The sequence below is a fragment of the Actinoplanes sp. NPDC019969 genome (assembly GCF_055562375.1).
This window is the reverse complement of record NZ_JBVHFK010000023.1, coordinates 1-25,618: the sequence shown is the minus strand read 5'-3', so window position 1 is coordinate 25,618 and position 25,618 is coordinate 1. Positions and strand designations below refer to the sequence as shown.

General features: G+C 72.2%; 21 protein-coding genes and 1 pseudogene. 5 read left to right on the top strand and 17 right to left on the bottom strand.

Annotated features, from left to right (window positions below; translation table 11 throughout):
• Positions 1-5: 5 nt before the first annotated feature.
• Both ACZ3II_RS41285 and ACZ3II_RS41280 read left to right on the top strand, forming a co-directional pair.
• Positions 6-104 (top strand): annotated as a pseudogene (locus ACZ3II_RS41285) (LLM class flavin-dependent oxidoreductase); the annotation flags it as partial.
• Between the two features lie 372 nt (positions 105-476).
• Positions 477-1,943, top strand: coding sequence for a glycosyltransferase family 39 protein (locus ACZ3II_RS41280; protein ID WP_465525918.1), 1,467 nt, complete (start codon positions 477-479; stop codon positions 1,941-1,943).
• On the opposite strand, the gene ACZ3II_RS41275 is transcribed toward ACZ3II_RS41280, so the two are convergent.
• Genes ACZ3II_RS41275 through ACZ3II_RS41255 form a run of 5 tightly spaced genes read right to left on the bottom strand, consistent with a single transcriptional unit; the run spans position 1,927 to position 6,181 of the window.
• A complete protein-coding gene (locus ACZ3II_RS41275; RefSeq protein WP_465525916.1) occupies positions 1,927-2,481 on the bottom strand; it encodes a nucleoside/nucleotide kinase family protein in 555 nt (184 codons plus the stop codon). The genes ACZ3II_RS41280 and ACZ3II_RS41275 overlap by 17 nt on opposite strands.
• The gene (locus ACZ3II_RS41270) at positions 2,478-3,695 is read right to left on the bottom strand and encodes a sulfurtransferase (protein WP_465525914.1); all 1,218 of its coding nucleotides are present in this window, start codon (positions 3,693-3,695) and stop codon (positions 2,478-2,480) included. Before ACZ3II_RS41270 ends, ACZ3II_RS41275 begins: the two co-directional genes overlap by 4 nt.
• Positions 3,692-4,429: an ABC transporter ATP-binding protein gene (locus tag ACZ3II_RS41265; protein ID WP_465525912.1), complete on the bottom strand. Its 738-nt coding sequence runs from the start codon at positions 4,427-4,429 to the stop codon at positions 3,692-3,694. Before ACZ3II_RS41265 ends, ACZ3II_RS41270 begins: the two co-directional genes overlap by 4 nt.
• A complete protein-coding gene (locus ACZ3II_RS41260) occupies positions 4,422-5,171 on the bottom strand; it encodes an ABC transporter permease (protein WP_465525910.1) in 750 nt (249 codons plus the stop codon). The genes ACZ3II_RS41265 and ACZ3II_RS41260 overlap by 8 nt, the downstream gene beginning before the upstream one ends.
• The gene (locus ACZ3II_RS41255) at positions 5,168-6,181 is read right to left on the bottom strand and encodes an ABC transporter substrate-binding protein (protein WP_465525908.1); all 1,014 of its coding nucleotides are present in this window, start codon (positions 6,179-6,181) and stop codon (positions 5,168-5,170) included. The genes ACZ3II_RS41260 and ACZ3II_RS41255 overlap by 4 nt, the downstream gene beginning before the upstream one ends.
• A 249-nt stretch (positions 6,182-6,430) precedes the next feature.
• Here ACZ3II_RS41255 and ACZ3II_RS41250 point away from each other — a divergent pair, with 249 nt between their 5' ends.
• Positions 6,431-7,393, top strand: coding sequence for a glycosyltransferase family 2 protein (locus ACZ3II_RS41250; protein ID WP_465525906.1), 963 nt, complete (start codon positions 6,431-6,433; stop codon positions 7,391-7,393).
• Between the two features lie 22 nt (positions 7,394-7,415).
• Here the strand turns inward: ACZ3II_RS41250 and ACZ3II_RS41245 are convergent, their stop codons facing one another.
• From ACZ3II_RS41245 to ACZ3II_RS41235, 3 genes are all read right to left on the bottom strand, one after another.
• Positions 7,416-9,692, bottom strand: a complete 2,277-nt coding sequence (locus tag ACZ3II_RS41245) for an FdhF/YdeP family oxidoreductase (RefSeq protein WP_465525904.1) — start codon at positions 9,690-9,692, stop codon at positions 7,416-7,418.
• Positions 9,693-9,774: 82 nt separating this feature from the next.
• Positions 9,775-10,977 (bottom strand): DUF1444 domain-containing protein, encoded by a 1,203-nt coding sequence (locus tag ACZ3II_RS41240; RefSeq protein ID WP_465525902.1) that lies wholly within the window; start codon positions 10,975-10,977, stop codon positions 9,775-9,777.
• Between the two features lie 9 nt (positions 10,978-10,986).
• Entirely contained in the window at positions 10,987-12,984 is a 1,998-nt protein-coding gene (locus tag ACZ3II_RS41235) for an MDR family MFS transporter (protein ID WP_465525900.1), read from the bottom strand.
• 125 nt (positions 12,985-13,109) lie between these two features.
• Here ACZ3II_RS41235 and ACZ3II_RS41230 point away from each other — a divergent pair, with 125 nt between their 5' ends.
• A complete protein-coding gene (locus ACZ3II_RS41230; RefSeq protein WP_465525898.1) occupies positions 13,110-14,114 on the top strand; it encodes an SDR family NAD(P)-dependent oxidoreductase in 1,005 nt (334 codons plus the stop codon).
• Between the two features lie 100 nt (positions 14,115-14,214).
• Here the strand turns inward: ACZ3II_RS41230 and ACZ3II_RS41225 are convergent, their stop codons facing one another.
• A complete protein-coding gene (locus ACZ3II_RS41225; protein ID WP_465525896.1) occupies positions 14,215-14,760 on the bottom strand; it encodes a TetR/AcrR family transcriptional regulator in 546 nt (181 codons plus the stop codon).
• Positions 14,761-14,931: 171 nt separating this feature from the next.
• On the opposite strand from ACZ3II_RS41225, the gene ACZ3II_RS41220 reads away from it, so the two are divergent.
• Positions 14,932-15,627 carry a hypothetical protein gene (locus ACZ3II_RS41220; RefSeq protein WP_465525894.1) on the top strand — a complete coding sequence of 232 codons (696 nt, stop codon included), beginning with the start codon at positions 14,932-14,934 and terminating at the stop codon, positions 15,625-15,627.
• Between the two features lie 61 nt (positions 15,628-15,688).
• Here the strand turns inward: ACZ3II_RS41220 and ACZ3II_RS41215 are convergent, their stop codons facing one another.
• The 8 genes from ACZ3II_RS41215 to ACZ3II_RS41180 form a co-directional block, all read right to left on the bottom strand.
• Positions 15,689-15,985: a MoaD/ThiS family protein gene (locus ACZ3II_RS41215; RefSeq protein ID WP_465525892.1), complete on the bottom strand. Its 297-nt coding sequence runs from the start codon at positions 15,983-15,985 to the stop codon at positions 15,689-15,691.
• Positions 15,982-17,097 carry a WD40/YVTN/BNR-like repeat-containing protein gene (locus ACZ3II_RS41210; RefSeq protein WP_465525890.1) on the bottom strand — a complete coding sequence of 372 codons (1,116 nt, stop codon included), beginning with the start codon at positions 17,095-17,097 and terminating at the stop codon, positions 15,982-15,984. Before ACZ3II_RS41210 ends, ACZ3II_RS41215 begins: the two co-directional genes overlap by 4 nt.
• Positions 17,098-17,253: 156 nt before the next feature.
• Complete coding sequence (locus ACZ3II_RS41205; protein WP_465525888.1) at positions 17,254-18,789, bottom strand: methyl-accepting chemotaxis protein; 1,536 nt, start codon at positions 18,787-18,789, stop codon at positions 17,254-17,256.
• Positions 18,790-18,861: 72 nt separating this feature from the next.
• Positions 18,862-19,818: a Ppx/GppA family phosphatase gene (locus ACZ3II_RS41200; protein ID WP_465525886.1), complete on the bottom strand. Its 957-nt coding sequence runs from the start codon at positions 19,816-19,818 to the stop codon at positions 18,862-18,864.
• Between the two features lie 8 nt (positions 19,819-19,826).
• Positions 19,827-20,495 carry a response regulator gene (locus ACZ3II_RS41195; protein ID WP_465525884.1) on the bottom strand — a complete coding sequence of 223 codons (669 nt, stop codon included), beginning with the start codon at positions 20,493-20,495 and terminating at the stop codon, positions 19,827-19,829.
• Positions 20,492-22,972, bottom strand: a complete 2,481-nt coding sequence (locus ACZ3II_RS41190) for a DUF4118 domain-containing protein (protein ID WP_465525882.1) — start codon at positions 22,970-22,972, stop codon at positions 20,492-20,494. The genes ACZ3II_RS41195 and ACZ3II_RS41190 overlap by 4 nt, the downstream gene beginning before the upstream one ends.
• 488 nt (positions 22,973-23,460) lie before the next feature.
• On the bottom strand, positions 23,461-24,693 hold the full coding sequence (locus ACZ3II_RS41185) for an SLC13 family permease (protein WP_465525880.1): 1,233 nt from the start codon (positions 24,691-24,693) through the stop codon (positions 23,461-23,463).
• Positions 24,694-24,778: 85 nt separating this feature from the next.
• Positions 24,779-25,618, bottom strand: an 840-nt coding sequence (locus ACZ3II_RS41180; RefSeq protein ID WP_465525878.1) for a hemolysin family protein, incomplete at its 5' end; no start/stop codon positions are given.

The window sequence follows — 25,618 nt, the reverse complement described above, 5'->3', positions numbered from 1 at the left end:
CGCCGTTCCGTCCCGGCTCGCTGTCGCCGACGCTGGCCGCCCAGATGGCCGCCACCTTCCAGCGGATCTCCCGCGGCCGGCTGATGCTGAACATCGTCACCGGCATCACCGCGGGCGCCGTGAAGGGGTGACGGGCTCCGGCTGCGTACTGTGAACGCCGGACCCTGAACCTCTGCACGGCCCGCGGGACGTGGCGGAGTTCACGGCGTGTTCGGCCCGAACGCCGTGCACCCGGAACCCGCCACGCCTAGGCTGGGCCGACTCACCGCCCGCCGCCGGAGTTCATCATCAGCGCCAGCATCGAAGACACCAGTACCGACAACGAGGACGTCAGCGCCGAGGAAACGGCCGACGCGCCCGTCGGCGAATCCGGCGACGAGGACATCGACCTCCCGCTGGAGGTCCCCGCGCCGGAGCCCACCGCCACCCGCTGGGAACGCCTCCGCGACCGGATCTGGTCGATACCCTTCGACCGGGTGTGGGCGCTGGTCCGGGCCGTCCTGGTCACGGTGCCGTCGTTCGTGGTGCCCGGTGTGACCGCGGCCGTGCTCGCCGGGTGGGCGCTGGACCGGCCCGCGCTCTGGGCCGACGAGCTGGCCACCCGCGGCGCCGTCGCGCTCGACTGGGATCAGCTGTGGCAGCTGTCCGGGTCGGTGGACGCGGTCCTCACCCCGTACTACGTGGTTCTGAAGTTCGTCACCGGTGGCGCCGGTGACCCGGCGGCGCTGCGCCTGCCCTCGCTGATCGCCGTCGTCGCGACCACCCTGGTCATCGTCGCGCTGGGCCGCCGGGTCGCCGGGCCCACCGCCGGGTTGCTGTCCGGCCTGCTGTTCGCGGTGCTTCCGGTCGGTTCGCGCTACGCGCAGGAGGCCCGGCCGTACGCGTTCGTCATGCTCTTCGCCGCCCTCGCCCTGCTGGCGCTGCTCCTGCTGCTGGACCGGCCGACCCGGTGGCGTGCCGCCGGGTACGCCACCGCGGTCGCCGTCACCGGCCTGTTCCACCCGCTCAGCGCGCTGCTCATGCTGGCCGGTCACGCCGCGATCGGCTGGCGCCGGTGGAAACTCTGGACGATCGCCGCCGCCGCGGGCAGCATCACCTCGATCTGGATCAGTGTGCGCGCGGCCGGGCAGGCCGCCCAGGTCGCCTGGATCGACACGGTCACCACCGACACCGTCCGCGCGCTGCCGGAGCAGCTATTCGTCTCCGGGATCGCCGGCGGCCTGGTCCTCGGTCTCGCCGTGGCCGGCCTGCGCCGCGACCGGGTGTCGGTGGCGCTGGCCGGGGCCGGGCTGCTCCCGCCGGTGCTGCTGCTGATCGCGGGAACCGTCGCCCCGGTCTGGGTGGCCCGGTACGCGCTGTTCGCCGTACCCGCCCTGGTGGTCCTCGCCGTCCGCACCGCGGTCCGGGCCGGCCGGGTCAAGGCGGCACTGGTGGTGGCGCTGGCCGCGTTCCTCGCCTACCCCGCCCAGCTGGACATCCGGGAACGCGGCGGGCACTGGCAGGACTCGTCCCGGATCGCCGAGGTGATTCCCCCGTACTACCTGGACGGCGACGTCGTCGTCTTCCCGGACGACCATCCCAGCATCGGCTGGGCCGCCCGGGACATCTACGAGACGTACGTGCCGATGCCCCGCCCGCCGGACGTGCTCGCCATCGCCCCGCAACGCGCCGACGGCCACTTCCTGGCCCGCGAGTGCGACGACGTGGCGGCCTGCCTCGGCGCCCCGCCGCGCATCTGGATCGTCCGCGCCGACACCGCCGCCGACCCGCTGGCGGACATGTCACCGGCCAAGCAGGTGCTGATCCACACCGGTTACCGGGTCAAGTACCGCTGGAACTACCACCGGCTCAGCATCATCCTGATGGAGCAGCGCCCGCCGAAGACGACGCCCCCGCCCACCGTCAAGAAACCGGTCAAGCCGGCGGTCACGCGTTATCGATGATCAGGCCCGCGCTCTCGCGGACCTGATCGGAGGCGTAGTAGGCGTCCTCGTGCCGGGCCCAGCGGGACCAGTGCGGGGCATAGGTGGGCCCGTCCCGGTCGAGCGCGCGCCGCTTGCGGTCCGGCGTGGGGCACTCCACCCAGACGATCCCTGCGAGGTACGGGCGGAGCACCCGCCCACCGGCCCCCACCCCCTCGACGACCACCCAGTCGCCGTCCGGCACCCGGTGCTCCTCGGCGTACGCACTCGCCGCCCAATCCCAGCGCCGCCAGACGGCGGGCCGGCCCTCGGCGAGCGGGACCAGCACCCGGTCGTGCAGCGCCCAGACCCCGTCGAGCAGCCCGTCCCACCCGGCGTACAGGTCGTCCATGTGCAGCACCGGCGCGCCGAGCCGCTCCCCCACCACCCGCGCGATCGTCGTCTTCCCGGCCCCCGATCGCCCTTCCACCGCGATCACCCGGGACCGCGCGGCCGGCCGCGCCAGCCCTTCCGCCCACGCCACGATCCGCCCGGCCGCGTCCTCGATTCCCCCGATCATCCGGTTCCGCCATCGGCGGCGGGCTCGCGGCCCAGGTCGATCGGCAGCGACGGGTCGGCGGACCACTCCTCCAGCGAACCGTCGTAGAGCGCCACGTCGTCACGGCCCAGCGCGGTCAGCGCCAGCCCGACAATGGTCGCCGAGATCCCGCCGCCGCAGTACAGCCAGATCGGCGCCGGATCGGCGAGCAGCCCGCCGAGCGTCTCCCGCAGCTCGTCCGGCGGCCGGAACCGCCCGTCCGGCCCCAGCAGCGACCGCGCCGGCAGGTTCCCGCTGCCGGGGATGTGCCCCCGCCGCGAGTACCTGGTCGGCACCTCCCCCGCGTACGCCTCCGGGTTGAGCGCGCACAGAACCGTCGCCTCGCCCTCCCCGCCGAGCCACGGCTCGACCTCGGCCCGCCCGACCCACCGCCCGCCCCGCTCCCGAACCGTCAACCCCCGGCTGGTCCTCACGGCTGTCTCCCCACCTCCAAGAGGCATACGGGACCCAGCCGCCCCCGCCCCCGAGCGCCCGCCGTCGCCCACGCCGCTTTCCGGACCGCCGAAAGTCGCCTGAACGACGGCCGACCCAGACACCGAACGCCAGCCGTCGCCCACGCCGGTTTCCGGACCGCCGAAAGCCGCCTGAACGACGGCCGACCCAGACACCGAACGCCAGCCGTCGCCTACAACGGCTTCCCCGCCGCCGAAAGGCGGCTGAACGACGGCCGGCGAACCAGGGGCGGAGCGCCGGCCGTCGGTCAGGACGGTTTCGGGGGTGGGGAGAGGTGGCTGGGCGACGGCTGGGGTGGCGGTGACCGGGAGGCCCGCGGCACGCCAGGCGGTGAGGCCGCCGTCGAGCACGTAGGCCTCGACGCCGAGCCAGTCGAGCAGCCACCACAGGCGGGCCGCCCAGATCCCGCCCACCCGGTCGTAGGTGACGACCGGGATGCCGTCGCGGACGCCCAGCGCGGCCAGCCGTGCGGCGAGGACGTCGGCGGGCGGGCGGGCGAAGTGGTACGCGGCGGAGGTGTCGCTCAGATCGTGCAGCAGGTCGGCGTGCCGGGAGCCGGGGATGTGCGCCGCCGCCCAGCCGGGCAAGCCGGAGGACGAGCGGTGGTCGCCGTCGTGCGCGGGTGCGGCCAGCTCGACCGTCGCGTCGAGCACGAGCAGATCACCGTCCCGGCGGCGGACGTCCAGAGCGGTCGGCGAGAGCAGCGGGCCGGGCCGGGTCATCTCGGGGCGCCTGTCAGCAGGTCGGTGAGGCGGCGGCGCAGTTTGACGAATGCGGGGTCGTCGACGACGTCGTCGCGGCGGGGACGGTCGAACGGGACGGTGACCTTCTCCAGGATGGTGGCGGGGCGCGGGGAGAAGACGTAGACGGTGTCGGAGAGGAGCAGGGCCTCTTCGATGTTGTGGGTGACGAACAGGACGGCGCGGCGGTTCGCTTCCCAGATGTCCAGCAGCCAGCGGTGCATCTCGATGCGGGTCATCGCGTCGAGGGCGCTGAACGGCTCGTCGAGGCAGAGCAGCGGCTGGTCGGAGAGGAGCGCGCGAAGAAAGGCGACGCGCTGTTGCATGCCGCCGGAGAGCTGGTGAGGGTACGACCTGGCGAAGCCGTCCAGCCCGACCCGGGCGAGCCACTCCCGCGCTTGCGCTGTATCCGCTTTGCCGCGAATTTCCTGGCTCAGAACGACATTTCGCTCAATGGTACGCCAGGGCAACAGCGCCGGCTGCTGCGGCATGTAGCCGACCAACCCCCGGCGAGCCTTCACCCCATCGACCCGAATTTCGCCTTCTGTCGGTGTGAGCAGCCCGCCGACCAGGTGGAACAGCGTGCTCTTGCCACTCCCTGACGGCCCCACAATCGAAACGAACTCCCCGGGCGCCACCGACAGCGAGATATCGGAAATGACCGGAAGATCGGCGAACGAATGACTGAGGTGCGACACGGACAGAGCCTCAGTCACGACGCCGTCCCTTCACGGTCAGTCTCTCCAGGAGGACGACGAAGCCGAACACCACCAGGGCCAGGACGATCACGATCCCGATCGCGACGAACATCCGGTCCGCCCGGAACGCCGACTTCTGGATCATCATGTACTGGCCGATCCCCTTCTCCGCGCCGAGCCACTCGGAGACGATCGCGCCGAACACGCTGTACGTGGCAGCGATCTTCAGCCCGGAGAACATCGTCGGCAGCGCGTGCGGCCACTGCAGCTTGGTGAACAGCTGCCGCCGGTTCGCCCCGCTCATCAGCAGGTAGTCGGCGATCAGCGGGTCGCTGCGGCGCAGCCCGTCGAGCGTGGCCACGGCGACCGGGAAGAAGCAGACCAGGATGATCACCACGATCTTCGGGGCCAGCCCGAACCCGAGCCAGACCACGAGCAGCGGCGCGATCGCGATCACCGGCACGTTCTGGCTGATCACCAGGAGCGGGTAGACGGCGGCCCGGAGCACCGGGACGAGATGCAGCAGGATCGCGACGAGGAGCCCGGTGGCCACGCCGGCGCTGAACCCGTACACCGTCAATTCGGCAGTGGCCAGGGTGTGGTCGGTGAGCGCCTCGCGTTGCAGCACCCCCGCCTCCCAGATGTCCTGCGGGCTGGGAAGCAGCCAGGTGTCGACCCCGGAGACGCTGGTGTAGAGCTGCCACCCGGCGATCAGCAGGATCAGTGTGATCGCCGGGGGCAGGACGCGCTTGAGGGTCACGCCGAGGGCAGGAAGTCGTTGGTGTACGCCTTCGTGCCGTCCACCTTCGTGGTGATGACCTTCTGGTCGTACAGCCAGTCGGAGAACCCGGTCCAGATCTCGGCCTTCTGTTCACCCCAGCGGGCCGCGTCGTCCTGGTACTTGGGGCTGAGCCATTCCTGGCTCTTCCTGACCAGCTCCGCGTTCAGGTCGGGCGCGGCCTTGAGCAGGATGTCGGCGGACTCGGCGGCGTTCTTGGCGGCGAACACGTACCCCTCGGAGACCGCCGCGGTGAACTTCGTGACCAGTTCGGCGTCGCCGGAGACCCGCTTCTCGTTGGTGATCAGGATCGGGGTGTAGAAGTCGAGGGCCTTGTCGTAGTCCTTGACGTACTGGATGTTGACCGGCTCACCGCGCAGCTCGGCCTCGATGCCGGTCCACCCGTAGTAGATCCACTGGAAGTCGATCCCCTTCTTGGTGGCGGCGAAGAAGTCGGCGTCGCCCACGTTGACCGTCTTGACGGTGCTCGCGTCCCCACCGTCGGCCGCGACGATGGTCTTGAGCAGCGGCGCCTCGATCGGGCCACCCCAGCCGCCGTACGTCCTGCCCGCGTACTGCGCCGGCTTGGTCAGGTTCCGGTCCTTCGGGGAGGCGAAGCCGGAGGTGTTGTGCTGGACGACGGCGGCGATCGAGACCAGCGGCGCGCCCTCGGACCGGGCCTGGGTGAGCGCCTCCTGCGCGCTGATCGCGAACGGGATCTTGTCGGCGGCGACCAGCGCGGCCGGGTCGGCGTCGCCGGGCTGGACGATCTCCACCTCCAGGCCGTGGGCGGCGAAGAAGCCTTTGGCCTGGGCCACGTACAGGCCGGTGTGGTTGGTGTTGGGCGTCCAGTCGAGGGCGACCTGGATCTTCGTCAGCCCGCCCGCGCTCTTCTCCGCGGCGCCGTCGTCGCCGCAGGCCGCGGTGGCCAGGGCGAGGGAGGCGGCGGCGAGGGTGGCGAGGGCGCGGCGCCGGGTGATCGCGTTATGCATCGGGGAACTTTCGGTCGGTTCGATGGTGTTTCCGGCAACGTACGCTCCGTGGTCATCGCTCACCAGGTGAGGGTGACCGGCCTCATGCCTGCTCGTACCCGCTACGCCCGCCGCGTACCGTTCTCCCGATTCGTGAGCGACCCGTCTCACACGGTTGCCACATGCCGGTAGCCGAATCCACAGGCCCTGCACAGGAACCTGCGCCAAGCTCTGCTCCTTCTCAATCGCCACACCGCCCAGGAGCCCGGCTTGGAGCCGCTGAGCAGCACCGATGTCAGCATCGTGATCCCGACGCACACCGAGCGGCGGTGGGCGTCGCTCACCCGTACGATCGCCTCCGCCCGGGCCCAGACGCACCCGGCCACGGAGATCGTCGTCGTGGTCGACCACAACCCGGCCATGGCCACCCGGGTCCGCGCGGAGTTCCCGGACATGACGGTCTGCGAGAACGCGTACGCCCGGGGCGCCTCCGGCAACCGCAACACCGGCGCGTTCCGGACCCGGACCCCGTTCATCGCGTTCCTCGACGACGACACCGTGGCCAGCCCGTCGTGGCTGGAGCGGCAGCTCGTCCCGTTCGCGGACCCGGCGGTGGTCGGCACCGGCGGCGGGATCATCCCGGCCTGGTCCCGGATGCGGCCCACCTGGATGCCGGACGAGCTGCTGTGGGCGGTCGGGGTGTCGTACACCGGCATGCCGACCGCCACCGCGCCGATCCGCAACGTCTGGTCGGCGAACATGATCGTGCGGCGGGACGCGTTCCTCGCGGTCGGCGGGTTCCGCACCGGGTTCGGCAAGCTCGGCGACCAGAACCGGCCCGAGGACACCGAGCTGTGCCTGCGGATGAGCGCGGCGGCGGGCGGCAGGTGGATGTACGTCCCGCACGCCACCATCGACCACGAGGTGCCCGCCGACCGGTCGACGTTCGGGTTCCTGATGAGACGCTGCTACGCCGAGGGCCGGGGCAAGGTGCAGATGTCCGCGTTCCTGCCGAAGGATCAGGAGCTCGGCGCGGAGAAGGACTATCTGCGGCGTACGCTGCCCCGCGCTGTCGCCCGCAACCTGGCCGACGCCGGCAGCGGCCGCGGCATGTTCCACGCGCTGCGCGCCGCGACCGTGGTGGCCGCCGTGGCCGCCGCCGCGTGGGGCGGCGGCGTGGAGACCCTGGCCGCCCTGTTCGAGAGCGGCGCCGCGGGCAACGAGCCGGTCTAGTTCCGCGTGTTGAGTTCGGCCGCTATGCGCGCCCGAACTCCACACGCGGCTCGAGGCGGATCTGCACCCACTTGGAGGTCGGGGTTCCGCTCTCCTCGGCCTGGGAGTCGAGCGGGACCAGCGGGTTCGTCTCCGGGTAGTACGCGGCCGCGCAGCCCTTCGGGGTGTCGTAGGCGACCAGCCGGAACCGCTCGGCCCGCCGCTCCACGCCGTCGGTCCACTCGGAGACCAGGTCGACCACGTCACCGTCGGCGAACCCGAGCTCGTCCAGGTCGGCGGCGTTGACGAAGACCACCCGCCGGCCCTGGCTGATCCCCCGGTACCGGTCGTCGAGCCCGTAGATCGTGGTGTTGAACTGGTCGTGGCTGCGCAGCGTCTGCAGCACGAGCCGGCCCGGCGGCACGGCCATCACCTCGAGCGGGCTGACCGTGAAGACGGCCCGGCCCTCCCGGGTGGGGAAGGTCCGCGAGTCGCGCGGCGGGTGCGGCATGGTGAACCCGCCGGCCCGGATCTTCGCGGCATAGTCGTCGCAGCCCGGCACCACCCGCCCGATCCGCTCCCGGATCGCCTCGTAGTCACCGGCGAACTCCGCCCACGGGATGCCGTGCCGGTCGCCGAGCGCCACGGCCGCGATGCCGCAGACGATGTCCACCTCGGAGCGCAGCAGCGGCCCGGCCGGAGCCGAGCGCCCACGGGAGGCGTGCACCGCCGACATCGAGTCCTCCACGGTGACCCGCTGCACCCGGCCGCCGGTGAGATCCTGCTCGGTGCGCCCGAGGGTGGGCAGGATCAGCGCGGTCCGCCCGGCCTCGACGTGGCTGCGGTTGAGTTTGGTGGAGATCTGCACGGTGAGCGCCGCGTTCCGCATCGCGGCGGCGGTCACCGTGGTGTCGGACATGGCGCCGACGAAGTTGCCGCCGAGCGCGACGAACACCTTCGCCCGCCCGTCCCGGAACGCCTTGACCGTGTCGACCGCGTCGTGGCCGTGCTCGCGCGGCGGCTCGAACCCGAACTCGTCGCGCAGCCGGTCCAGGAACGCCGCCGGGGGCTTCTCCCAGATGCCCATGCTCCGGTCGCCCTGCACGTTGGAGTGCCCGCGGACCGGGCAGAGTCCCGCGCCCGGCTTGCCGATCATGCCCTGGAGCAGGGCCACGTTGACGAACTCCTGGATCGTGGCGACCGCGTTGCGGTGCTGGGTGATGCCCATCGCCCAGCAGTGCACGATCCGTTCCGCCGAGGCCAGCATGTCGGCGGCGGCCTCGATCTCGGCCCAGGTCAGCCCGGTCGCGGCGAGCACCTGCTCCCGGTCGATCTTGTCGACGTGCGCGGCCCACGCCTCGAACCCGACCGTCGACGACGCGATGAACTCCCGGTCGGCCACGCCTCTGGCCAGCAGCAGGTGCCCGATCGCCTGCCAGAGGGCCAGGTCGCCGTTGGAGCGGATCCGCAGCAGCCGGTCGGCCAGCGCGGTGCCCTTCCCGGCCAGGCCGCGCGCCTTCTGCGGGTTGTCGAAGCGGATCAGCCCGGCCTCCGGCAGCGGGTTGATCGCCAGAATCTTCGCGCCGTCCCGCTTGGCGATCTCCAGGGCGGTCAGCATCCGGGGGTGGTTGGTGCCCGGGTTCTGCCCGCTGACCACGATCAGGTCGGCCCGGTGCAGATCGTCGAGGGTGACCGAGCCCTTGCCGACGCCGATGGTGCGCATCAGCGCGGTGCCGGTCGACTCGTGGCACATGTTGGAGCAGTCGGGGAGGTTGTTGGTGCCGAGCGCGCGGGCCAGCAGCTGATAGACGAACGCGGCCTCGTTGCTGGCTCGCCCGGAGGTGTAGAAGGCCGCCTCGTCCGGGCTGTCCAGGTGCGCCAGAGCGCCGCCGACCAGGGCGAACGCCTCGTCCCAGGAGATCGGCTCGTAGTGCGTGCCACCGTCGCGCCGGACCATCGGGTGCGTGAGCCGGCCCTGTTTCTCCAGCCAGTGATCGGTGCGCCCGGCCAGGTCGGCGATCGAGTGCGCGGCGAAGAACGACGGGCCCACGGTGTCCCGCTGGCCCTCCCAGGAGACCGCCTTCGCCCCGTTCTCACAGAACTCGGCGGTGTGCCGGCGGCCGGCCGGGTCCGGCCACGCGCAGCTCATGCAGTCGACGCCGTCGTGCTGGTTGAGGGTGCGCAGATTGCGCACGGTCTTACGCAGACCCATCTGCTGTACGGCGTTCGCCAGGCTCAGCCGCACCGCCTCGAGGCCGGCCGCGTGATCGGCCGGCGGCCCCACCCGCAGACCGGCGTCCTCGTCGTCGGAGACTGGCATCGGACCCTCCCCAGGATCGGTGTTCGCCTGCAGTCTCCCCCGCCCGCGCCACGCCGTTCCGCGCGGGATCCGTGGACGACGATCAGTCCAGGCTGCGCCGCCGCAGCTCGGCCAGCACGCCGGCGGGCGGCCACGACTCGACCCGGTAGCGGGCCGGGGCGAGCAGCGGCTCGGCGATCAGGCCGGCCTCCTCCTCGGCGACGTGCCACGGCACCCGGAAGTCGATGCCGGAGCCGGTCCGGGCGAAGGCGATCGAGTCGGCCCGGGGCAGCAGCGTGCACACCCCCTCGGTCCAGGTCGCGATGGTCTCGGCCGGGCCGCCGCCGGGTGGCTCGATCGCGGCCAGGTTGCCGACGTGCACGTCGACGCCGGCCTTGGCGTACTGCTCGGCGAGCCAGTCGGTCTGGTTGGAGTACTCGGTGAGGGCGAGGACGGCGGCGGCCCGGCGGGTGGCCACGTGCTCGGGGTGGCCGGGCGGCGGCGCGTACGGCACGGCCCGGCCGTCCGGGCCGGCCACGTACCCGACCGGTGACAGGTAGCGCACCGCCTCGGCGAACACCTGCTCCACCGCCGCGTACAGCCGCTCGCCGCCGTGCTCCGGCACCGGGGTCAGCAGCAGTGTGTTGTTGTCCGGGGCGAACGCCAGCACCGGGCCGCCCATCAGCTCCCCCACCTCGGCCAGCCAGCCGGGCGCCAGCAACAGCGAGGTGAAGTAGCCGTCGCCGTCGTCGAGCATGCTGACCATCGGCCCGTCCCGCCACTGACGGTTCAGGCTGTTGCGGGCGATCACGGCGAGGTTGTCCCGGGCCACCGCGAACACCTCCTCGGCCGGGACGCCCCATTCCTCGACGCGGTCCGGCAGCACGTACGCCATCGCCTCGGGGGTGTCGATCACGACCAGCTCCCGCAGGAACGGCATGGCGGGCCGGGACAGCGGCGGGCGCATCCCGGCCGGGCCGGCCACGCCGAACGTGACCGGGCGGAGCACGGGGCGCAGTTTGGGCCGTACCGTCGCCCAATCGTCCTCGGGAAGCGGCGTCATCAGCCGGATCAGCTTCTCCAGCCGGGCCCGGCGCTCCGCCGGGGAGGCGTCCGCCGTCTCCCGGTAGACGTTGGACAGGTAGAGGTGGGCGGGACCGTCCGCCCCGGTCCGGTGGATCGCGATGGCGAACTCGTCGGGCCGGTAGTCGGCACGCTCCACGCCGGGGGCGCGGCGGGCCACCTTGAGGGCGAGTTGCGCGAAACGCCGGCGGGGAGAACCGCCGAACCTGTCCAGCAAACCCATTGGTGGACCCTAGCGGGTTACGCCCCCGGGCGCGGACAGCTCTTCGTCCACCAGCCGGCCGGCGATGTTCCCGAGAGCCTGGTCGAGCAGGGCACGGTCGGCGGGATCGGACATGGTGATGTCGTCGAGATGCGCGTCGAGCCACTGCTGCCAGGCCGATTTCACCCGTTCGAACTGCTCCTCGCCGGCCGCGGTGAGGCGCACGGTCTGGCCGTCGCGGCCGGCGTACCCGGCTTCGCACAATGCGGTGAAAGCCGGTTCGATGACCTCCGGCGGCATCCGGTGGTGCCGGGCGATGACCGGCAGCTCGGCCCGCCCGCGCGCGGTGGTGTGCAGGTGGGTCTGCCCCAACGCCCACGCCTGCGCCGGATCCAGGTCGGCGCCGGACGCGGTGAGCACCCGGTCGAGCACGTCCCGGTCGTGACCGGACCGGCGCATGGTGTCGCTGATCTGCCGTTCCAGCCGGGTGAGCCGGTCGTCCGGGACCGGGGCGGAGAAGCCCTCGCCGACGTCGGTGGCGGCGGCCCGGGCGCTGTCGCGCAGCGGGAGCTCCTTGAGGAACCAGGCGATCAGGAAGCCGAGCGCGGCGACCGGGACGACCCAGCGGAAGACGTGGGTGACGGCGTCGGCGTACGCCTCGATGATCGGCGCGGCCTGGACGGCGGTCAGCCGGTGCAGGGCGGCCGGGTCGGCGGCCGCCGCGGCCGGGACCCCGGAGGTGGCCAGCGCGGCGCCCAGGCCGTCCTCGATGCGGCTGCTGTAGAGGGTGCCGAAGATCGCGGTGCCGAAGGACGAGCCGAGGGTACGGAAGAACGTCACGCCGGACGTCGCGGTGCCGAGGTCGGCGTACGGCACGGTGTTCTGCACGACGATCGTGAGCACCTGCATGGACAGGCCGATCCCGGCGCCGATCACGAACATGTACAGCGACTGCAGCCAGGGGCTGGTGCCCGGCCCGATGGTGGACATCAGGTACAGCCCGGCGGCCAGGATCGCGGCGCCGGCCACCGGGAACATCTTGTACCGGCCGGTCCGGCTGACCACGGTGCCGGAGAACATCGAGGTGATGAAGAGGCCGGCGACCATCGGCAGGGTGCGCACCCCGGAGGCGGTGGCCGAGACGCCGTCCACGTACTGCAGGTAGGTCGGCAGGAACGTCATCGCGCCGAGCATCGCGAACCCGACGATGAAGCTGAGCGTGGAGCAGACCGTGAAGACCGAGTTGCGGAACAGCCGCATCGGCAGCATCGGCTCCACCGCCCGCGTCTCGACCAGCACGAACGCGGCGAACCCGAGGATCGACCCGGCGAACAGGCCGATGATCATCGGGGAGGTCCAGGCGTACTCGCCGCCACCCCACTCCAGCGCCAGGATCATGCCGGTGGCGGACGCCGCGATCAGGCCGATCCCGGCGTAGTCGATCACCGGCCGGGACGACGACCGGATCGACGGGATCGCCTTCGCCGCCATGCCGATCACCACGGCCGCGATCGGCACGTTGATGTAGAACGCCCAGCGCCAGCTCAGATGGTCGGTGAACAGCCCGCCCAGGGTCGGCCCGACCACCGTGGTGACGCCGAAGACCGCGCCGAGCGCGCCCTGGTAGCGGCCCCGGTCCTTGAGCGGGATGACGTCGGCGATCAGCGCCATCGCGGTGACCATCAGGCCGCCGCCGCCGATCCCCTGCAGCGCGCGCGAGCCGACCAGCATCGCCATGTTGTGCGCGACGCCGCACAGCGCCGACCCGGCCACGAAGATCACCGCGCTGACCTGGAAGACCAGCTTGCGGCCGAAGAGGTCGCCGAACTTGCCGGCCAGCACCGTCGCCACCGTCTCGGCCAGCAGATAAGCGGTGACGACCCAGGACATGTGCCCGGCTCCGCCCAGGTCCGCCACGATCGTCGGCAGGGCCGTCGACACGATGGTCTGGTCCAGCGCGGCGAGCAGCATCCCGAGCAGGATCGCGACGAAGACGACGTTGGTCTGCCGCTTGGTCAGCACCTGCATGATCCCGAGTCTGGTTCGCCGGGCGCCGCCGTGTGACGACTATCCGGAAACTCGGGGTTGGTCCGGCGGCGGAAGTAAACTAAGTTCACTTCCGCTGCTCATCCCCGTTCCGAAGGGACACCCCCATGGCGAACCCGCTGACCGCGAACAGCACGATCGGCGACTGGCTGGACCACCCGGAGGGCGGGCCCGCCCTCGGTGAGCTGCTCGCCGCCGGCGGCGCGGACCCCTCGATGCTGGCCCCGATCCGCAGCCTGCCGCTGCAGCAGATGGTCGAGCTGAGCCAGGGCAAGATGCCGCAGGCCGTGATCGACGAGCTGGTCCTGCGCGTCAACGGCGGAGTCGCCCCGGTGCAGGGCGCCGAGGACGGCGCCTGGCAGGAGAAGATCACCGCCGGCCGATTCGCCGGCAAGACCGTCATCGTCACCGGCGCGGCCTCCGGCATCGGCCGGGCCACCGCCTCCCGGATCGTCCGCGAGGGCGGCCGGGTGATCGGCGTCGACATCACCGCCGACAAGCTCAAGCAGGCCGAGGCCGAACTGGGCGTCGCGTTCGTGCCGGTGGCCGCCGACATCACCAGCGCCGCCGACATCGACCGGATCGTGACCGCCGCCGGCGACCGGATCGACGGCCTGGCCAACATCGCCGGCGTGGTCGACGACTTCAGCCCGGCCCACGAGACCTCCGACGCGGTCTGGGAGAAGGTCTTCGCGGTCAACGTCGACGGTGTCTTCCGGCTCACCCGCGCGGTGGTCCCGGCCATGCTGGCGGCCGGCCGCGGCGCGATCGTCAACGTCGCCTCCGAGGCCGGGCTGCGCGGCAACGCGGCCGGGGTCGCCTACACCGCCTCCAAGCACGCGGTCATCGGCATCACCAAGAACACCGCTTTCATGTACGGGCAGAGCGGCATCCGGACCAACGCGGTCGCGCCCGGTGGGGTCGCCACCGGGATGGCGCCGGTGAGTCAGAGCGAGTTCGGCCGTGCGCGGACCGGCCCGTTCCTGCAGCTCATTCCGGGGGTGGCACTGGCCGGGCACCTGGCCGCGTCGATCACGTTCCTGCTCAGCGACGACGGCGTCAACCTGAACGGGGTGGTGCTCCCGTCCGACGGCGGCTGGTCGGTGCAGTAGCCGTTCCCGCGTGTCGAGTTCGGCCGTGTATGACGCCCGAACTCAACACACCCGACAGCGTGTGGAGTTCGGCCGTCATGCGCGCCCGAACTCGACACGCTCAAGCGGGGGTCAGGGTCTGCTGGAGCAGGGCGCCGTAACGGGTGATCAACTCGGGGCGGGCGGCCTGCGCCAGGCCCTCGTCCTCGACCACCCACAGCGCGTACAGCAGGCCGCCGACCACCGTCGCGGCCATCCGGGCCCGCATGTCGGCGTCCGGCCCGGTCAGCCGGCGGCGCACCGGCGCCACGAAGGTCTGCTCGTGGATCGCCTGCAGTCGCGCCTTGATGCGCTCCTCGTTGCTGCCCCGGACCAGCGCCAGATAGACCCCGCGGATGTCGTCGTCGGCGAGCAGCACCTCGACGAACCGCTCGCCGAGCCGCTCCAGCGGCACGTCCAGCAGCGGCTCGTCGTCGATCGTGAACGACATCGTCTCCAGGAACAGCAGCTCCTTGGTGCCGAAGTGCCGGATCACCAGCGCCGGGTTGGTGACCGCCTGGGCGGCGATGTCGCGGACCGACGTGCGGGCGAAGCCGCGCTCCCGGAACAGGCGCGTCGCCGCGACACGGATCTCCTCACGGGTCGCCTCCCCGGAACGCCTGGCCATACCGCGATCGTAGGCCCCGCCCGATGGCGCCTGATTCCGGCCGCGTGGCCCGGACGGGCCAGAGACCATCCGAATAGCCGACGTTCCGGCGAACGCCGGATCCCATACCGCACATCGTGCTCAGCTATCCGGGAAACGGCTCACACACCGGAGAGGTTCGAGATGAGGAAAGTGACACGGGGGCTGATCACGGCTTGCGCCGGCCTGGTCGCCGGGGCGGCGTTCGGGGCGGGGCCGGCCATGGCGGGCGGCACCACCTGGTACCCGCAGGGCCACGTGCTCGGTTACTACGGTTCGCTGGGCGGCTGCAACTCGTACGCGTCGACGCTGTCGCTCTGGCACGACGACTTCGACTGCGCCTACCGGCCGTCCTGGGTGGCGGCTCAGCCGTACGCGCTGGTCGTCCAGCAGCCGGTCGCGCTCTCGGTCGCGGTGCCCGTGGTCACGCAGCCGAGCGCCTGGGAACAGTGCACCACGGTGGCGGCCACCTGCGACGACGACGAGCCTTCGATGAAGGAGCCCGAGCCGCAGCCGGAGCCGCAGCCCGAGCCGCCGATGAAGGAGCCGGAGCCGACCGCCGAGCCGGCCACCGTCCAGGTGCGCCCGGCTGTCGAGGAGCCGGTGGTCAAGCCGCACAAGAAGCCGAAGGCCACCAAGAAGCACGTCAAGGCGGCCACCTCCGACGATGACGAGCAGTGCGCCACTGTCGCGTCCACCTGCGACGACGTCCAGTCGGTCACGCTGTCCACGCCGGTCATGCAGCCGATCGTGCCGCTGGCCCAGCCGGTCGTGCCGCTGCGGCCGCTGGTCGCCCCGGCGTTCCCGGCCGGGTTCCCGTTCCACAACGCGTGCGGTCCCTGCTTCTGACCGTCGTCGTCTCGATCCGCGACGGCCGGGCATCACCCGGCCGCCGCGGATCGGCGCCGTCTCAGCCCCCGGCCATCGCGCCGACGACCAGGAACGGCTCCTCACCCTTGGCCACCCGGTCCGGCAGCGGGGCGTCCGGCGGCTCGTTGGACAGGTCCTCCTCGCACGCGAAGAACCGGACCAGGGCGCGGCGCTTGCCGGTGTTCCGGTCGCGCATGGTGCCGAGCAGCATCGGGAACCGCTGCTCGACAGCGTCCAGCACGTGCCGCTGGGTCACCTCCCCGGTCACCTCGACCCGTACCTCCCCGGTCACCTTCGCGAGATGGCGCAGGTGCGGCGGGAGGACCACCCGGATCACGGCAGCACCTGGACTTCCACCGAGAGCACCGGCGGCAGGTCGGTGACCAGGGCCTGCCAGGTGTCGCCGCTGTCGGGGGAGCCGTACACCTGCCCGGCGCTGGTGCCGAAGTAGACGCCGCATTCCTCGAGGGTGTCCACCGCCATCGCGTCGCGCAGCACGTTGACGTAGCAGTGCTCCTGCGGCAGGCCGGTGGTGAGCGCCTCCCACTCGTTGCCGCCGCTCCGGCTGCGGTAGACCCGCAGTCTGCCGTCCATCACGTAGTGCAGCTGGTCGCTGGTGACCGGAACGACATAGATCGTCTCCGGCTCGTGCGCGTGCACCGCGATCGGGAACCCGAAGTCGGTCGGCAGGTTCCCGCTGATCTCGTGCCAGTTCGCCCCGGCGTCGTCGGTGCGCATGACGTCCCAGTGCTTCTGCATGAACAGGGTGTCCGGGCGGGACGGGTGCATGGCCAGCCGGTGCACGCAGTGGCCGACCTCGGCGTCCGGGTCGGGGATGCCCTCGCTCTGCAGGCCCCGGTTGATCGGCTGCCAGGTGACGCCGCCGTCGTCGGTGCGGAACGCCCCGGCCGCCGAGATCGCCACGAAGATCCGGTCCGGGTTCACCGGGTCCAGCAGGATCGTGTGCAGGCACATCCCGCCCGCGCCGGGCTGCCACAGCGGGGCCGAGGTGTGGGTGCGCAGGCCGGTCAGTTCCTCCCACTTCTGCCCGCCGTCGGTGCTCCGGTAGAGGGCCGCGTCCTCGGCGCCGGCGTAGACCACGTCGGCCTCGGTCCGGGACGGTTCCAGGTGCCAGATCCGCTTGAACTCCCACGGGCGCGGGGTCCCGTCGTACCAGAGATGGTCGCCGACCTCGCCGGCGTAGGTGAAGTCGTGGTCGACCTGCTGCCAGGTGGCGCCGCCGTCGTCGGACCGCTGGATCAGCTGGCCGAACCAGCCGTTCGACTGCGACACGTACAGCCGGCCGGTGTCCACCGCCGAGCCGTTGGCATGGTAGATCTCCCATCCGGCGAAGTGCGGGCCGTCCACCTTCCAGTCCCGGCGTGTGCCGTCCGAGGTCAGGATGAACAGCCCCTTGCGGGTGCCGACCAGCAACCGAACACCGCTCACGTTCCGCTCCCCTCCATAGGCGTTACGTCCGGCTGGTCGTCAGGGCTGTCTCGACGCCGTGGAGACAGCCCTGACGACCAGCCGGACACATAGACGCATCATGGTGTGCGCTGCGTCACTCTGGGGAGTCTAGGACGAATGTTCGACCGGAAGGGGTCAGCCGGACAGCGCGCGTGCCATCTCCGCCTGTTCCGCGAGCACGTCGTTCATCCGGGCCTGGACCGCGTCCATCTTGCCGATCGTCTCACTGGTGGTGTGGATGCCGGTGGCCACGGTCTCCGCGCTGGCCTGGATCCCGGCGATCTGCTCGGCGACCTTCTGGGTGGCCTCGGCGGTCTCCCGGGCCAGCTCCTTGACCTCGCCGGCGACCACCGCGAAGCCCTTGCCGGACTCGCCGGCCCGGGCCGCCTCGATGGTGGCGTTGAGGGCGAGCAGGTTGGTCTGCTCGGCGATCGAGGAAATGATCTTGATGACGTCGCCGATCGCGGTGGACGCCTGCCCCAGCGCCGCCACCTCGGCGGTCATCGCCGACGCCCGGGTCACCGCCTGCTCGGCCACCGAGGTGGCGTCGTGACTCGCGCTGCGCAGCCGGTCGACGGTGTTGAGCAGATCCCGGGCATTGGAGCTGGCCCGCTCGTTGCCGCGGACCACGTCCAGGCGCTGGGAGACCAGCTGCTGCACGTTGCGCAGCGCGGCGGCCCGGGACTCGGACAGGTCGATGTACTCGGTGGTGAAGAAGTCCATCGTGCCGACCACCTTGTCCCCGCTCAGGATCGGGAAGCAGACGCCGGAACGGACCCCGGCCCGCTGCGCCGCGGGCGCCCGCACACAGTCGGTGATCTCCGCCAGATCCCGGACGAAGACCAGGTCACGGGTCCGCCAGGCGCGGCCGGAGAGACCGACGCCCTCGGCGAACGAGGCGGCCAGGGTGACCCGGCGGAACTCGTCACCGGCCGACCCGGACTCGATCTCGAACTTGAGCACGTTCACCTCGGGGTCGATCTCCCAGTAGGAGCCGTACGCCCACCCGAACGCCGTACGCACCGAGTCCAGCGCCGCCCGGATCGTGGTCTGGCTGTCCGAGGCCGCCCCGACCCGGCTGACCACCGTGGTGACGGCCTCCCGGTCGTTGGCCACCTGGCGCAGCTCGGCCGCGGCGACCGCGCTGAGCCGGGCCCGGTCGGCGATCCGGATGATGGCCGCGAACTTCTCCTTGCGGGCGTCGTCGGCGTGCACCAGGCTCGTCGAGTAGTACTCGAAGACGGCGCACACGATGTTGTTCTTGACCACCGGCAGCAGGATCGCCGCCACCATGCCCGACTTGATCGCGTGTTGCTGGCGACGGCATCCGGTGAGCTTCTCCGGGTCCTCCTCGACGACCGGCACCCGGCTCCGGACCGCCTGCGCCACCAGGCCACCGTCCTCCGGGTCGGCGCCGAACACACCCCGCATCTCGGGCACCAGCGCCCCGGTCTCGTACCGCAGCCGCAACCGGCCCGACCCGTCCGGGACCCAGACCCCGCCGTACCCGAAGCCGTAGAACCTGGTCGTGCTCTCCACCGTGATCCGCCAGGCGCTGGCCTCGTCGGTGGCCGCCTCGAGATCCATCACCAGCTGCTCCAGCGCCTCCACGTCACGCGGAGTGGGGCGCGCCGCCTCGGGGCTGACCGCCCGGGAACCGAACAACCGCATGGTGGACTCTCCTTGCCGAGCGTGGAACCGGATACCTCTCCATCGGCGCGACCGGGCGGAGTATGAGGCCCATCACCTCCACGGCACCCAGGCGGCGTTGACCAGCGGCGGCTGCCACGATTCCAGCTCGCGCAGCAGGATGCCCTCCCGCAGGCCCCACGGGCAGATCCGCAGGCTGGCGATGCCGAGCCGGCGCATCACCTCGTGCGCGACGATCGCGCCGGCCAGGATCTGCCGGGACCGGTGCGGGGACACGCCGGGCAGCCGGGTCCGTTTGGCGCAGGACATCCCGGCCAGCCGTGTTATCCACGGCCGCAGCGCGGCGGCCTCCAGCTCGCGCGGGATGAACGGGCCCAGCCGCAGCGGCGGAGCGCCGGTCAGCCGGGCCAGCTGCTGGAAGGTCTTCGACGCGGCCACCGAGGTGCGCGGGTCCTCCCAGGAGGTACGGGCGGCGACCTCGGCGAACCGGTCCCGCACGTGCCGCCGCAGCCGCTTCACCGCACGCGCCGACGGCGGGTCGCCGTCCAGGAACTCCCGGGTCAGCCGGCCCGCGCCGAGCGGCAGCGACATCGCCGACTCGGGCAGCCGGTCCCGGCCGAACGCCACCTCCAGGCAGCCGCCGCCGATGTCGACCATCAGCATCGGGCCGGCCTGCCAGCCCAGCCAGCGCCGGGCCGCCAGGAACGTCAGGCGGGCGTCCTCGATGCCGGTGAGCGTGCCCAGGCGTACCCCGGTCGCCTTCTCCACCTGGAGGAGGACCTCCTCGCGGTTGGGGGCGTCCCGCACCACCGCCGTGGTGTAGGCGAACATCCGGTCCACCCCGGCCCGGTGCGCCTCCGCCGCGGCCTCGCCCACCGTGGCGATCATGCGGTCCAGCGCCTCGGCGCCGATCGTGCCGTCGGCCGGCAGCCGGTGCGCCAGCCGGGGCCGCCGCTCCCAGGTGTGCACCGGCAGCGGCAGCCCGGAGTCCGCCTCGGCGATCACCAGGTTGACCGTGTTGGACCCGACGTCGAGCACTCCCAGCCGCATTCCTCTCATCATGGCCGGAAGCGATAGCCCATTCCCGGCTCGGTCAGAAGATGCCGCGGCCGGGCCGGGTCCGCCTCCAGCTTGCGGCGCAGACGTGCCATGTACTGCCGTAGGTAGTTCGTCTCGGTCTGGTATTGCGGCCCCCACACGTCGTGCAGCAGTTCCCGCTGCGTGATCAGCTTCCCGGGATGGCGCAGCAGATGCTCCAGCAGCTGCCACTCGGTCGGGGTGAGCCGGACGTCACCGCTGATCGACCGCTCCGCCAGGTTCACCTCGACCGCCCCGATCGTCACCACCGGCGCCTGCTCGCCGGCCGGCTGGACCCGGCGGGTCACCGCCCGGATCCGGGCCAGCAGCTCGTCCACCCCGAACGGCTTGGTGACGTAGTCATCGGCACCGGCGTCCAGGGCGGTCACCTTGTCGGCGCTGCCGGCCCGCCCGGACAGCACGATGATCGGCACCGCGGTCCAGCCGCGCAGGCCGGCGATCACCTCGGCGCCCTCCATGTCCGGCAGGCCCAGGTCCAGCACGACCAGGTCGGGATGGTGCCGGGCGGCGGCGTGCAGGGCGGTGGCGCCGTCCGGGGCGGTGTCCACCTCGTACCCCCGGGCCTTGAGGTTGATCCGCAGCGCCCGGACGATCTGCGGATCGTCGTCGACGACCAGGACGCGGGTCATCCGGCAGCGCCCACGGGCAGCGCGACGATCATGGTGAGGCCGCCTCCGGGAGTCTCGTCGGGGGTGAGCGTGCCGCCCATCGCCTCGGTCAGGCCGCGCGACAGGGCCAGGCCGAGACCCACCCCGGTGTGGTTGTCACGGTCGCCGAGCCGCTGGAACGGCAGGAAGACATCCTCCCACCGATCCGCCGGGATCCCCGGGCCGTGATCGATCACCCGCAACTCCACGACCGCGCCGTGACGGCTGCCGGTCACCATCGGCGGGCGGCCCGGCGGACTGTAGCGCAGCGCGTTCGCGATCAGGTTGACCAGCACACGTTCCAGCAGGCCCGGGTCGGCGTGCAGCAGCGGCAGGTCGTCCGGCACCCGGACCACCACCTGCCGGGCCTCCGGCCCGAGATCCTCCAGCGCCATCGGTACGACGTCCTCGGCGCCCACGTCGATCGCGGTGACGCCGAGCGCCCCCGTCTGCAGCCGGCTCATGTCGAGCAGGTTGCCGACCAGCCGGTCCAGCCGGTCCAGCGACTCCTCGGCGGTGGCCAGCAGCTCCGCCCGGTCCTCGTCGTCGAACTGCACGTCCGGGCTGCGCAGGCCGGCCACCGACGCCTTGGCCGAGGCGAGCGGCGTGCGCAGGTCGTGGCTGACGGCGGCGAGCAGGGCGGTGCGCATCCGGTTCGCCTCGGCCAGCGGTCTCGCGGTCGCCGCCTCGGCGGCCAGGCGCTCCTGCCGCAACGCGACGGCGGCCTGCGCGGCGAAGGCCTCCACCACCCGGCGATCCGAGGCTTCGAGGGTACGCCCGGCGAGCAGCACCGTGATCTCCTCTCCCGCCCGGACCGTCACCTCCGCCTCGTCCGGGCGCAGCCCCGGCCGGCCCACCTCGGCGACCGTCACCCCGCCCGCCAGCAGCGCCACCGCGTCCAGCGCGAACGTCTCCCGCAGCCGGTCCAGCAGCGCGAGCAGCGGCCGGTCGCCACGCAGCACCCCACCGGCGACCGCGGCGAGGGTCTGCGCCTCGGCCGACGCCCGCGCCGCCTGCCGGGTCCGCCGGGCCGCCGTGTCCACCACCCAGCTCACCGCCACCGCCACCGTCACGAAGATCGCCAGCGCGAGCAGGTTCTGCCCCTGCGCGATCGCGAACCTGCCGTACGGCGGAACGAAGAACCAGTTCAGCAACAGCGTCCCGGAGACCGCCGCGAACAGCGCCGGCCACAGCCCGCCGATCAGCGCCACCCCGACCACCATCGCCAGGAACAGCAGGATGTCGTTGATCAGCGGCGGGTCCGGCAGCGCCAGCAGAACCCCGGTGAGCAGCGGGAACCCGATCAGCGCGGTCAGGAGACCGGCGATCCGCCGCCCTCGCGACAGGGCCGCCGGGATCCGTTCCCCGCGCCGCCCGCTGCCGGCCCGCTCGTGGGTCACCAGGTGCACGTCGATCGTCCCGGCCCGGGCCGCCGTGGTCACCCCCACCCCGGCGCTGACCACCTGCTGGAACCGCCCCCGGCTGGACACCCCGAGCACCACCTGGGTGGCGTTGACCCCGCGGGCGAACTCCAGCAGCGCCGCCGGCACGTCCGCCCCGGACACCTGGTGGTACGTGCCACCGAGGCTCTCCACCAGCACCCGCTGCCGGGCCAGCACCGCCGTGTCGGCGCCGGCCAGTCCGTCCGTCCGGGTCACGTGCACCGCCAGCAGATCGGCGCCCTTGCCACGGGCCGCGATCCGGGCCGCCCGGCGGACCAGCGTCTCCCCCTCCGCGCCGCCGCTGAGCGCCACCACCACCCGTTCCCGGGTCTCCCAGGTCGTCTCGATGCCCTGGTCCGCCCGGTACCGCCCGAGCTGCTCCTCCACCTGGTCGGCCAGCCACAGCAGGGCCAGCTCCCGCAGCGCCGTCAGGTTCCCGGCCCGGAACCAGTTCCCCAGCGCCGCGTCGACCTTCTCCGGCGGGTACACGTTGCCGTGCGCCATCCGCCGCCGCAGCGCCTCCGGCGTCATGTCGACCAGCTCGATCTGCTCCGCCACCCGCACCATCGCGTCCGGCACGGTCTCCCGCTGCTCCACCCCGGTGATCCGCGCGACGACGTCGTTGAGCGACTCCAGATGCTGGATGTTCACCGTGCTCAGCACACTGATCCCGGCGTCCAGCAGCACCTGCACGTCCTGCCACCGCTTCGCGTTCCCGGCGCCCGGGGCGTTGCTGTGCGCGAACTCGTCGACGACCGCCACCTCCGGCCGCCGCCGCAGCACCGCCGCCAGGTCCATCTCGCGCAGCGTCACCCCGCGATGGCTCACCTCCCGCCGCGGCACCACCTCCAGGCCGTCCAGCATCGCCGCCGTGTGCTTGCGCCCGTGCGTCTCGACCAGCGCCACCACGACGTCGGTGCCGCGCTCCGCACGCCGCCGGGCCTCCTCGAGCACCGCGTACGTCTTACCGACTCCCGGCGCCGCGCCCAGATAGATCCGCAGTTCCCCGCGCGCCACCGTCGCTCATCCCCCACCCACCTACCGCCCCACCAACCCTCACCCGCGATTCTTCCCCGGCGGCGCCTCCCACCGGCCCGCCGAGAGAGCCCGTTCACACAACTCGAACACCGATCCCCACCGTTTTGACGCTCCGTTGACGCCCGCAGCCCCGTCACCCCCATCCCAGCCGTCGCCCAACCCGGTCACCCGCCCACCAAAACCCGCCAGAACGACGGCCCCCATCCCAGCCGTCACCCAACCCGGTCACCCGCCCACCAAAACCCGCCAGAACGACGGCCCCCCAACCCCGGCCGTCGCCCACAACGGCCACCCCCACGGCGAAACCCGCCGGAACGACGGCTGGTTCGGCAGCGGAACCGTCCGGCTGGTCGTGAGTGCTGCCTCAGGCCGGTCGAGGCAGCACTCACGACCAGCCGGAGACCTCGGCTGGTGCTCATGGCTGTCTCGACGGGCGGGAGACAGCCATGAGCACCAGCCACACAAGATCAGGCGAAGTGGAGGCCGGCCCAGAGAGCCGTAACGCCCGCGACCAGGCACAACGGGACGGTCGCGGCGCCGAGCTTCAGGAACTCGGAGGTACGCGGGGCGGCGTCCCGCGCGTGCAGGATGCGCCGCCACAGCAGGGTGGCCAGCGAGCCGGCGTACGTCAGGTTGGGTCCGACGTTGACGCCGATCAGGACGGCGAGGAGCAGGCCGGGTGAGTCGGCGACGGCCGGGAGCAGGACCAGCGTGGCGGGGAGGTTGTTGAGGACGTTGGCCAGGACGGCGGCGACGAACGCGGCGGTGAGCAGGCCCAGCAGGTCGGCGTGGCGGGGCACGACGGTGTCGATCAGGTCGCCGAGGCCGTTGGCGCGGACGGCCAGGACCACGACGCCGAGGGCGAGGACGAAGGCGCAGAACGCGGGGTTGGCCTCGGCGAGCAGGTCGCGGGCGCGGATCTCGCGGCGGAGCAGGAGGGGTACGGCCAGGGCCAGCGCTCCCCCGGCGGCGATCACCGCGGGTTCGACGCCGAAGGGTTGCAGGGCGGCGAATCCGATCAGGGTGACGGCCAGGACGGTGAGGGCGTAGCGGGGTGGCGGGCCGGGCTCGGCGGGGGTGGCGGCGGCGGGGGTGGCCAGGTCGGTGGCGAAGAAGAACTGGAAGATCAGGTATTCGACGGCGATCACGGCCAGCCACGGGGCGGCCATCAGCGCGGCGAATCCGGCGAAGGTGAGGCCGCTGGCGGTGAAGGCGAGCAGGTTGGTCAGGTTGGAGACGGGCAGCAGCAGGGAGGCCGAGTTGGCCAGGTGGTTGCAGGCGTAGGCGTGCGGGCGGTGCCCCACCCCGGCGCGGGCGGCGACGGCGAAGACGACCGGGGTGAGCAGGACGACGGTGGCGTCCAGGCTGAGCACGGCGGTGGTCAGGGCGGCGGCTCCGAAGACGGCGCCGAGCAGGCGGCGCGGGCGGCCACGGCCGGAGCGGGCCACCAGGGCGCCGATGTAGCCGAAGACGCCGTGCCGTTCGGCCGTGTAGGCGAGGACCAGGATGGTGGCGAGGAATGCCACGGTGGGCCCGAGTTCGCGCAGTTCGGCCATGGCGTCGGCGGGGGTGACCAGGCCGAGCGCGACGGCGGCGAGGGCGGCGGGGACGGCCGCGACGGCTTCCGGGAGGCCGCGGGGGCGCGCCACCGCGAAGGCCAGGACGGCGGCCAGCAGCGCCAGCGCGATGATCATGAGCACCGGCGCAGATTAAGGCCGGTGGCGGCAAAGCGCGACCGGGCACGATGTGATCCGTGCCCGGTCGCGGGGAAAGAAAAGGAGCGGGTCAGACGGTGGCCTCGTCGTCCTCGGACGGCTCGGTCGCGAGCGGGCGCAGCCGCAGCTTGGTGATCGCCCGGCCGGTGATCTCCACGACCTCGGCGGTGTGGCCGTCGATGGCGACGGTCTCGCCCGGCACGGTCGGGATGTGCCCCAGGCGGGCCAGCACCAGCCCGGCGACCGTGGTGTAGTCCCCGGCGTCCAGTTCCTCGATGTCGACGCCGATGTCGGGCAGGTCGTGGATCGGGAACGTGCCCGGCAGCAGCATCGCCCCGTCCTCCTCCCGGATCACCGACTGCACGTCCCGGTCGGTCTCGTCGTAGATCTCCCCCACGACCTCCTCGACCAGGTCCTCCATCGTCACGATCCCGTCGATCGCACCCCGCTCGTCGACGACCAGCGCAAACTGCTGCCGCTGCACCCGCAACTGCCGCATCGCGTCCGACACCTTCAACGTCTCCGGCAGGAACAACGGGGTGAACATGTGATCACGCACCAGACCGTCCGCGGCGATCAGATCCCGCAGATGCACCACCCCGAGCACATCGTCCAGACCCATCGGCCCGGTCACCGGCGCCCGCGAGTGCCCCGCCTTCACCAGCCGGGCCAGGGCCTCCCCGGTCGGCAGGTCCGCCGGCAGGATCAGCACGTCGCGGCGCGGCACCAGGATCTCGCGCAGGATCCGGTCGGCGATGTCGAACGCGCCACTGATGATGGTCCGCTGCTCGGCGGTGATGTCCTGCTGCGCGGCCACCATGTCGCGGATCTCCTCGGTGGAGACCTCCTCCCGGCCCGCGTCCGGGTCACCGCCGGTCAACCGGACGACCAGGTCGGTGGACCTGCCGAG